Raw genomic sequence first — 9363 nt, 5'->3', positions numbered from 1 at the left:
CGGCTCCCGGCTCCCGGCTCCCGGCTCCCGGCTCCCGGCTCCCGGCTCCCGGCTCCCGGCTCCCGGCTCCCGGCTCCCGGCTCCCGGCTCCCGGCGACGGTCTCACACGCCGGGAGGCAACGAGCGTTAGCCTCCGGTTTAAAGGCGGGAGGCAACGGGCGTCAGCCTCCGGTTTAAAGGCGGGAGGCAACGGGCGTCAGCCTCCGGTTTAAAGGCGGGAGGCAACGGGCGTCAGCCTCCGGTTTAAAGGCGGCCACGTCCGCGGCGACCGTGCCAGCGGTCTCACCACGGGCAAAGTGGCGACAGCGTCAGGTTCCGGCCGTGGACACGGCCTCTTCCGTGGCGACCACGACCGCGCCCACGGCCCGGCCAGAGCAGAGCGGCGACGGCATCACCGCCCAGCACCGAAACCGACCTCCGCCGAGATGACCGTGCCAGCGTTTCCGCCCGGGACGGAGCGGCAGGAGCCTCACGCTCCAGTCTTGAAAGTGACCTCCTCCGTCGGCACCGTGCCCGCAGTCCGGCCGGGAGCGGTCTGGTGGGTCCAGTAAAGATTCGTGTGCGCGATGACCTCCGCCGGAGACGGAGCTCCCCACTTCGTGAGGTCATCCGTCGTGTGGGCGTCGCTCACCAAGGTCGCGTCGTAGCCTCGGGCGAAGGCGCCGTGCAGCGTGGAGCGGATGCAGGCATCCGTTTGGGCTCCGCTTACTACCAGGTGGCCTACCCGCAGGTCGGCGAGGACCGACTCCAGGGTGGTGTCTTCGAAGGAGTCGCCGTAGGACTTCTCGATCAGGGGTTCGGAGGGCGAGGGCTTCAGCTCCGGGACCAAGGCCCAGTCGGGGCTGCCCTTCTCCAGCCCCTCGTCGGAGTGCTGGACCCACACGACTGGGACCTCAGCCGTCCGGGCTTTGTCCACCAAAGCGGCCACGTTCGCGACGACGGCATCGCGTTCGTGCGCGTCTGCGACGACGCCCTGTTGCACGTCGACGACGAGCAATGCGGTGTTCGGGCGGTTGTTGAGCGTGGTCATCAGGTTTCCCTCCAGTCAGGTACCGCTCACGCTAGCGCCGACCACCGACAAAAACCGTCACTCAGGGCGGAGGGCATCGTGCGGGGAGGACGGGCCGAACTCGGTTTCGAAGCGGGTCAGCAGGCGGGAAAGGAGGACATTGAGCTCCGACAGGTCGTCTTCGTCCAGGGCGGAGGCGAACAGGGACTGTTCTCGATCGGTGCGCTTTTTCGTGGCGGCGGCCCAGCGGGCACGACCTTTGCGGGTCAGGCGGATCGGGCGGCTGCGGCCGTCGGCGCCGGCCGCGACGCGTTCTACCAGGCCCGCTCGTTCCAGGCGGTCGATGCGGACCGTGACGGTTCCGGAGGTGACGCCGAGGCGCTCGCCTAGTTCTTTCGGCGTCAGCACCGCCGCGCGGCCGGATCGGTGCAAAGCCGACAGCGCTTGCCAATCCCCCGTGCTGAAGCCGTATTCTTCCGCGACGCCGCGCAGCACCTGCTCGAACTGCCGCGACAGCCTGCCGATCCGCTGCCGGGCCGCTTCGACCTGCGGATCCACGCCGTCTGGCATCACGGCCAGCCACTCGGGCAGGCCCGCTCCCGCTGAGTCCAACTGGACACTCCCTCGAAGCTCAAGGTAGTTTGGTTTGAGTATCAAGGTACCTGGTCCTGGGGAGGTCCGCATGTCCGGACGCGTCTGGTTCATCACGGGAGCGAGCAGCGGGTTCGGCCGCGTGCTCGCGGAAACCGTGCTGGCGCGCGGGGAAAAGGTCGTGGCCACGGCTCGCGACACGAGCGCGCTCGAGGAGTTGAAGACATTCAAAGCCCGGCTGGACGTTACTGATCCGGCGTCGGTGGAAGCGGCGGTGAGCGCGGCGATCAGCGAGTACGGGCGGATCGACGTGCTCGTCAACAACGCGGGGCACGGGCTGGTCGGCGCGCTTGAGGAACTGACCGACGCGCAGGCGCGGCAGGTGCTCGAGACCAACGTTTTCGGCGTCCTGAACGTCACGCGCGCGGTGCTGCCGCATCTGCGGGCGCAGCGCAGCGGGCACATCGTGCAGTTGTCGTCGGTGGGCGGGGTGGTCGGGAATCCCGGGCACGCGTTGTACGCGACGTCGAAGTTCGCGCTGGAGGGGATGTCCGAGGCGCTCGCCGGGGAGGTCGCGCCGCTCGGGATCCGGGTGAGCCTGGTGGAACCGGGGCCGTTCCGGACGGACTTCGCCGGGCGGTCGATGACGTTTTCCGAGCCCATCGACGACTACCGCGAAACCCCGGCGGGCGTTATGCGCCAGCGGTTTTCCGCGCAGGACGGCGCGCAGCCGAACGATCCGGCGAAGGCCGCCGAGGCCATTCTCAAACTGGTCGACACTCCGGACGCGCCATTGCGGCTGCCGCTCGGGCCCGAAGCGGTGAACCGGATCCGGGCGAAGCTGGAGCAGCAGCTCGCGGATCTCGCGGCGTGGGAGGAAGTTTCGCTCGACACGCGTTATCCGGACGACTGAACGAACTCCAGCCGTCCGGACAACCCGGCAGGTCAGCCCACGGGGCCTTCGGCGGGCACGACGGTGACGTTCTGCTGCTGGCCGGTCTGGTCGACGACGGTCACGGTCAGCTTGTCGCCCGGGTGGTGCTGGTCCATCAGGGCGGTCAGCGTGGTGGGCGAGTCGACCGCTTTGCCGTCCACCGCGGTGATCACGTCGCCGGCGGCGAGGCCCGCCTTCGCGGCCGCGCCGTCGGGAACGACCTGCTGGATCGCGGCGCCTGAGCCGGATCCGCCCTGCTGCTGTTGCTGCTGTTGCTGCTGCTGTTGCTGTCCGGCGTCGCTGACGGTCACGCCCAGGAACGCGCTCTTTCCGATGTGGACGGTGTCCGTGCCGGTGCCGCCGACGATCTGGTGCGCGATGGAGATCGCCTGGTTGATCGGGATCGCGTAGCCCTCGTTCCCGCTGGAACCCTGGGAGCCATCGCCCTGCGAGTCGCCCTGCGAGCCGTTGTTGTTGCCGGGGAAGCCGTTGCCGAGCCCGCCGTGACTGCGCCGTCCCCCGCCGCCGTTGAACTGGTACCCGGCCGAGGCCGCGGTGTCGACGCCGACGACCTGGCCCTGCGCGTTCACGAGCGGTCCGCCGGAATCGCCGGACTGGATGTTCGCGTCGACCTGGATCAGGTCCTTCAGCTGCTCGGACGAGCTGTTCGATTCGTCGGACGCGGTGATCGACTGGTTCAGCGCGGTCACCCGCCCGCCCGCCGGGACCGGCGCTCCCCCGGCGCCGCCGGCGTTGCCGAGGCCGACGACCGCGTCGCCGACCTTGACCGACGACGAATCGCCGAGCGTCTCCGTGGCCAGCCCGGACGCGTCGGCCAGTTTGAGCACCGCGACGTCGTGGCTGCGGTCGTAGCCGAGCACGGACGCGGTGTACGTCTGGCCGTTGCCGATGTCGGTGACCTTGATGCTGGTCGCGCCCTCGACGACGTGGTTGTTCGTGAGCACCTCGCCGTCGGCGGTGAGCACGATGCCGGTGCCTGCCGCGGCCGCGCCCTGATAGCCCAGCTCAGTGTTGATGTTGACGATGCCCGCGCTGACCTTCTTCGCGATCGCCTGCGGGTCGATGGCCGTGTTCGACGGGTTGGTCTGGTTGCCGATCGAACCGAAGTTCTGGTTCCCGGAGACGGCGGACGGCGCGGACGGCGTCCACACGAAGTGCCCGATCCCGAGCCCGACGGCGACCGACAACGCGATCGCGCCGACCGTGACGGCCGCGGTCCGCAGCGGATGGCTGGCGCGCTGCGGCCGGTGGTAAGGCGTGGCGAAGTGCTGCGTCGGGTGCGGCTGACCGGCGTATTGACCCGGCTGCGGGCCGTATGCGCCAGGCGGCGTGCCCCAAGCCTGCTGCTGTCCCCAGCTATGCTGGTACGGCTGCTCCGCTCCCGGCGAGTAGGGATACGCCTGTCCGCCGTAGCCGGGCTGTCCCTGGTCCTGCCCGCCGCGCTCCTGCTCGTTCATGGTCCGCTCCCGCGTCTCGTGACCCTCCGCCAGCTCAGCAAACACCCGGTACCTGAGATTTTCCTTGCCGTCGTCCGTGCGGAAGCTGTGTACCCGAGCGGCAGGCACGGAAAAGCCCCGTCCGGCTCAGAATGGGCTGAGCCGGACGGGGCCCGCGGAGACCGCGCCTTCTCCGCGCCGCCGGGGGTTCCGGCGGCGAGGGTGGTCAGCTCACGTGCACGTAGTCGACCACCAGCTGTTGCGGGAACTGGGTGTTGCCGTCCGGGTCGCCCGGCCAGTCGCCGCCCACCGCGAGGTTCAGGATGAGGTAGAACGGGTGGTCGTACACCCATTTCTTGCCGTTCAGGTCCGCCGGGGTGCGGGTTTGGTAGGCCTGCCCGTCGACGAGCCAGACGATCTTGTCCGGCGACCAGTCGACCGCGTAGGTGTGGAAGTCGTCGGAGAAATTCGGGCCGTTGAACGCCGCGCCGATGCCGCCCGCCCCCGAGTAGCCGGGGCCGTGGATGGTGCCGTGCACGGTGTTCGGCTCCTTGCCGATGTTCTCCATCACGTCGATCTCGCCGTCGTCCGGCCACTGACCGCCGCCGAGCATCCAGAACGCAGGCCACATTCCTTGCCCGCGCGGCAGTTTCATCCGCACTTCCATGTGCCCGTACGCCTGGCTGAACTTGCCCGCGGTGTTGAGCCGCGCCGAGGTGTACTGGCACGCGCCGTACCAGCAGTTGTTGCCGGAGTTCTCTTTCTTCGCGGTGATCACGAGGTGGCCTTGGCCGTCGAGCGCGCCGTTCGCCGCGCCGGAGGTGTACCACTGCCGTTCGTGGTTGTTGCCGTTGTTGTCGCCGGTTTCGTAGCTCCACTTGCCCCCGTCGGCGGGTGCGCCCGCCGGGCCGTCGAAATCGTCGGAGAACCCGGCGGCCGGAGCGGCGGCGGGGGCCGCGTTCCCGGCGGGCGTGAGCGCGACCGCACTGGCGACGGCGAGCGCCGCGGGAATCGCGAGCAGCCTCCACCGGGAGGAGGTGTGCGTGGACGTCATCGTCATCCCTCAATCACTCGAGGGGCGGCCTGGCGGCGCCACCCCGGGTTTGTTGTGGATGGCAACAAAGTATGCCCACCAGCGCCTTCACCGGCAAGATGTTCCGTGGGTCATTTTCCGACCGGAGCCGGGGAAAGGTGCTGCCGGAAGCAATTCCGGGCAAGGCCGGGTGACCGGACGGGCAAGCGGTCCGGTCACCCGGCTCGATCAGTACCGGAACTGCTGCAGCTGACGTCCGTCCGCCGACGGAGCCCAGCCGGTGCGGCTCGCCGGGTCGAGCTGTGCCGAGCGCTCGGTCAGCGGGTCGAACTCGCCGCCGAACGGACCGGCGACAAAGTTCAGGCCCGGCACCACTGCCACCGGTTTCCCGGCGGCGAGGTCGACGACGGCGAACTGGCTCGTCGCGTTGTTGTCGGTGACCACGCCGCCGACCTTGCCGAACTGCGACAGCACCGGCGGCGTCCGGAACGCCTCCAGCCCGAGACGGTGCACGCCGTCGACCGCCAGGAATCCGCCCTTCTGCTTGCGCACGCCGATGGTGCCCGCCGGCGCCAGCGTCGCCTCGTCGACCGACACCAGCGACGACGTGCCGACGATGTTGAGGCTGATCGCGCGGTAGTCCGACTGGTAGATCCGCCCGGCTCCGGAGTCGACCGCCAGCCCGGTGGCACACCCGCTGCCGCCGTCCGCCCGCCGGACTTCTCCGGAGTTCAGGTCGATGCGAGCCACTGGGCCGGCGCCGCCGCTGAAGCAGATCAGGCTGCTGTTGGCCCGGCTCAGGTAGACGAAACCGTTCGCCGGGTCGAGGTCGAGCATTCGGTACGCGCCTGCTCCGACGCCCGGCGGATCGGCGGGCAAGGGCTTGCCGAACGTGCCCGTGGCGAGGTCGAGCGGCACCACGGCATCGGCGTTGTCGCCGTCGTGGTGCGCCAGGAGCGCGGCGCGGTGGTGCACGGGATCCACGCGACCGCCGTCGAGCGAGTACCCGGCGGCGGAAGCGCTGGCGACGAGCTCGCCCGACGCCGTGTCGTAAGTCTCCACAGTGGACTGATCGCCGCCGAAGTGCAGCAGTGCCAAGCGATGTGCGTCCGGATCAGCCCCGAGCACCTGGTATCCGCGGTCCGGCGACGCATCGCTGGCGACCACCCGGCCGTAGGTGCCCTTCGCGGCGTCGTACTCCCGCACCGACTCCCCCGCGCCGGGTTCGCGCAGCGCGACGTACGACGTTCCGGTGGCCGACGCGGCGAAGCTCGTCACCACGGTGTCGCCTGGAGCGAGGCCGTCGTCGACGGTGAGGAACGATGTCGGCGACGCTTGGCCGAGGATCCGTCCGTGCGCGTCGGTCGCGAAGACGCGGACGTTGTAGGACAGCGAACCGCCGAGCCCGAGCTTGCCCGCGTCCAGCGACGCCGTGCCGTTGCGGCCGGGAAGCTGTTGGTAGGCAACCGATCCGGCGCTCGGACCGCCTGCGTCCCGGGTGTCGCCGTTCGCGTTCGTCACGGTGTTGAGCGACTTGTACAGCGTCGGCGCGGGTGCGGAGAACTCGACCGCGGCACCAGTTGCGCCGCGGATGCCGCGCACGTCGTAACCAACCGAGAACCCTGGTGCGGCGCGGGTGATCTCCGCGTGGTGTCCGGTGCCGAGGATGGGCGCGTCTGGCCGCTGTCCGGCATCTCCGCCGACGCGAACGGCGGTGAACTCGCCGTACACCGGATCGCCGACGCTGCCGGTGACCGAACGCTGCACGATTCCGATGCCGTAGATCCCGCTGCCGGAGGCGAATGCTGACGCTGGCACCAGCACATCTCCGGACGCAGCGGTCAGCGGCGCGGTGAACGTGGTGCCGAACAGCGGGGCGCTGACCGGGCTCCAGTGTCCGAGCGTCGAGACAACCAGCTGCGGGTTCGACAGGTTCCGCACGCCGGTGAGGTCGTAGTGCACGCTCGTCGACTGTCCGCTGTGGACGGTCGCGGGCGCGACCGGGGCCTGGGCTTCGGCGTAGGTGCCGTCGGTCGGGCCGAAGGTCAGCGTGCGGGTGGCTGACGCGATCGGCCAGCCTGCGATGCGGACCTCGAAGGTGACCGGCACGCTCCGGTCTGTCGTCGCTACCACCGGCATTCCGGCCGCGGCAAGGATTTCAGCCGGGCTCAGCCGGACCGCGGGTACCGCTGAGCGGAACTCCTTGCCGCCGATCTTCAGCGCGTACGACGCGCCTGGCGGCGCACCCACGACGTCGGCACCGATCGTGACCGGGCCGACCAGACCTTCACCGGTGCCTTTGGTGGCAAGGTCGATCTGGCCGTCCGGTGCGTCTTCCAGGAAGGAAGCGCCGAGACCGCCGGTGGTCACCCGGTGCGCGATCGATACCCGCGCGATGGCCGGAGAAGTGTGCACGCCGAGCACGGACTGGAGAGCGGCGGTCACGTCGAGCTGCGGCCCGACGGTCACCGGCCGGTCAGCTTGCGGCGGGGTCGACACCGGTCGCGCCGAATGCGTCAGCACGTTCCGGACGTCGAGCGGATTCATCGGGCGGCCGCTCAATTTCGCCGCTTGGAGCACGACGGCGGCTGCGGCGGCGGTCATCGGCGCCGAGGCCGAGGTACCGCCGTTGAGCACGGGAGTCACGTCGTGGGCGGAGCCGCGTTCGGTGTGCTCGTAGACGAGGATTCCGTCGCTGGGCGCGGAAATGTTGACCCGCGAGCCGAAGCCGGACGAGTAAGCCGCGCCGCCGTTGAAGCGGGTCGTGGCGTACGTCGGGTTGTGCGCGGCCGGGGTGCCGGATCGCTGCGGCACCGACAGGGTGTCGTCCAGTGTCGTGCCGCCGACGGCGATCGCGCCGCTGTCGAGGACCTTGGTGGGCGTCGTGGAGTACGCGTCGTCGTCGATGTCGGTGGTGTCACCGGCGTTGCGGGCGACGTCGGTGGGCGTGCTGCCGCCGTCCGGGCCGACCGCGGCCGGGGTGTAGAGCCGGGTTCCGTCGTTGGCCGAGATGGTGACGACGATGCGGTACTGGTGCACGATCGTGCTGACGACGGACTGCAGCAGCGGGTCGTCTTCGAGGTACCGGCCGGGGAAGCCGACGGCGTCGGTGCCTTCGCCGAGGCTCGCCGTGATCACGTTCGGCCGCGGCGTCTGCCGGGCGGCGGCCAGCAGCGAAACCGCGATCTGGTCGACGGTCGGCTCCTGCGGCACGACGAGCCGGTACTGCGCGCCCGGCGCGATGCCGAGCAGATCCGTGTAGCCGGAACCGGTCGCGCCCGGCCGTTGCGCGTCGTGCGGGAGCGGGGCCATCACGCCGAAGTCGAGCAGCACTTCGCCGAGCGCCGGGTCCTGGCCTTCCGCCGCGCCGAGCGGGTCCAGGCGGCCGGACGGGCTCGCGGTGTAGGTCGGGATCAGCGGCATGGACGGAAGGTCGAGGTAGCGCTGGCCGTCGCGGACGATCGTCGTCGGGCCGTAGGTGCGGACGTACTGGTCGCCCGCGTCGGCCATGCTCTCGTCGGTCAGGTCGCCGATGGAGACGTTGGTGATGATCTGGCCGGCGCCGGGCAGTTGGCCGTACTTCGACTTCAGCAGGCTGTACGCGCCGAGCGCGTTGGTGCCGCCGGCGTTGAGGTAGCTCTCGGCCGACGAGCTGACGCCGTAGTTGTCCGGCAGCGGCGCGGGCGGTTTGGCCTGAGTCTGCTTCTGCTGCGCGGACTGGGGCACCGGGACTGGACCGGTCGACATCGCGGACACGCGCCGGTTCACCCGGGCGCTCACTACGCCTGGGGTCTTCGACAGCTTCTGCGCGGCCTCGTCCGCGTCGGAGCCGCGGAGGTGGACCAGGACGGTCTTCGACAGCGCGGGAACGTCGGTGGCGTCAGGGAAAACGGGCTCGACCGAAGCCGCGCCCACTTGGGCCAAAGCGGCGTTGACAACGTTGTCGGAAGTGCGAGCGGCCCGTTTGCCCGCCGCGATCGGCGGGCCGGTCACGGATGTCGACGGCGCTAGCTGAAGGACGACGTCGGTGGGTTGCTGCCGGGTGAAAGCGGCCCGGACAGCGTCGTCCGTGGGGGCGAAATCTCCGAGCGCGGACGTGCCTCGAGCAAGGGGCAGCACGGTTTTCGCGACGGTCTTGCCGTGGGCGTCGGTGCGGGTCGCGGTGCCGTCGGCGGCGAGCGCGACCGCTCCCCCGTCCGGCATCGCGACGTGTCTGGACGGTGGCTGATCCGGTGGCGGCGCGGCAGAAGCCGGAGCCGCGGCGAGGCCGCACAGCGTCACCGCGGCGGTGGCCGAGGCGACGAGGATGCGCAGCGAGGACGTTCGGGCGCGAGACACA

Annotated in this window: 5 protein-coding genes and 1 pseudogene; 1 reads left to right on the top strand and 5 read right to left on the bottom strand. The window is 70.2% G+C overall.

Annotation, left to right across the window (positions count from 1 at the left end):
- Positions 1 to 469 precede the first annotated feature (469 nt).
- Together ACZ7OI_RS46240 and ACZ7OI_RS46235 are read right to left on the bottom strand one after the other, a co-directional pair.
- Positions 470 to 1030: an isochorismatase family protein gene (locus ACZ7OI_RS46240; RefSeq protein ID WP_470270463.1), complete on the bottom strand. Its 561-nt coding sequence runs from the start codon at positions 1028 to 1030 to the stop codon at positions 470 to 472.
- 57 nt (positions 1031 to 1087) lie between these two features.
- Positions 1088 to 1621, bottom strand: coding sequence for a MarR family winged helix-turn-helix transcriptional regulator (locus ACZ7OI_RS46235; protein WP_470270462.1), 534 nt, complete (start codon positions 1619 to 1621; stop codon positions 1088 to 1090).
- A gap of 70 nt (positions 1622 to 1691) precedes the next feature.
- On the opposite strand from ACZ7OI_RS46235, the gene ACZ7OI_RS46230 reads away from it, so the two are divergent.
- Positions 1692 to 2513: an oxidoreductase gene (locus ACZ7OI_RS46230; protein ID WP_470270461.1), complete on the top strand. Its 822-nt coding sequence runs from the start codon at positions 1692 to 1694 to the stop codon at positions 2511 to 2513.
- Positions 2514 to 2545: 32 nt separating this feature from the next.
- Here ACZ7OI_RS46230 and ACZ7OI_RS46225 read toward each other — a convergent pair whose 3' ends face one another.
- From ACZ7OI_RS46225 to ACZ7OI_RS46215, 3 genes and pseudogenes are all read right to left on the bottom strand, one after another.
- Positions 2546 to 4012, bottom strand: a complete 1467-nt coding sequence (locus ACZ7OI_RS46225) for a S1C family serine protease (protein ID WP_470270459.1) — start codon at positions 4010 to 4012, stop codon at positions 2546 to 2548.
- Between the two features lie 208 nt (positions 4013 to 4220).
- A pseudogene (locus tag ACZ7OI_RS46220) lies at positions 4221 to 5045 on the bottom strand (glycoside hydrolase family 16 protein); the annotation flags it as partial.
- Positions 5046 to 5252: 207 nt separating this feature from the next.
- Entirely contained in the window at positions 5253 to 9362 is a 4110-nt protein-coding gene (locus tag ACZ7OI_RS46215; RefSeq protein WP_470270458.1) for a S8 family serine peptidase, read from the bottom strand.
- Position 9363 lies beyond the last annotated feature (1 nt).

The organism is Amycolatopsis sp. NPDC114503 (assembly GCF_055633655.1).
Note: the sequence above shows the minus strand (reverse complement) of the source record. Positions and strands in the feature narration are given on the sequence as shown.

What these genes read in the sequence shown, in the direction of transcription:
- ACZ7OI_RS46240 (WP_470270463.1), bottom strand. Translation starts at nt 1,030, where the DNA reads ATGACCACGCTCAACAACCGCCCGAACACCGCATTGCTCGTCGTCGAC.
- ACZ7OI_RS46230 (WP_470270461.1), top strand. Translation starts at nt 1,692, where the DNA reads ATGTCCGGACGCGTCTGGTTCATCACGGGAGCGAGCAGCGGGTTCGGC.
- ACZ7OI_RS46225 (WP_470270459.1), bottom strand. Translation starts at nt 4,012, where the DNA reads ATGAACGAGCAGGAGCGCGGCGGGCAGGACCAGGGACAGCCCGGCTAC.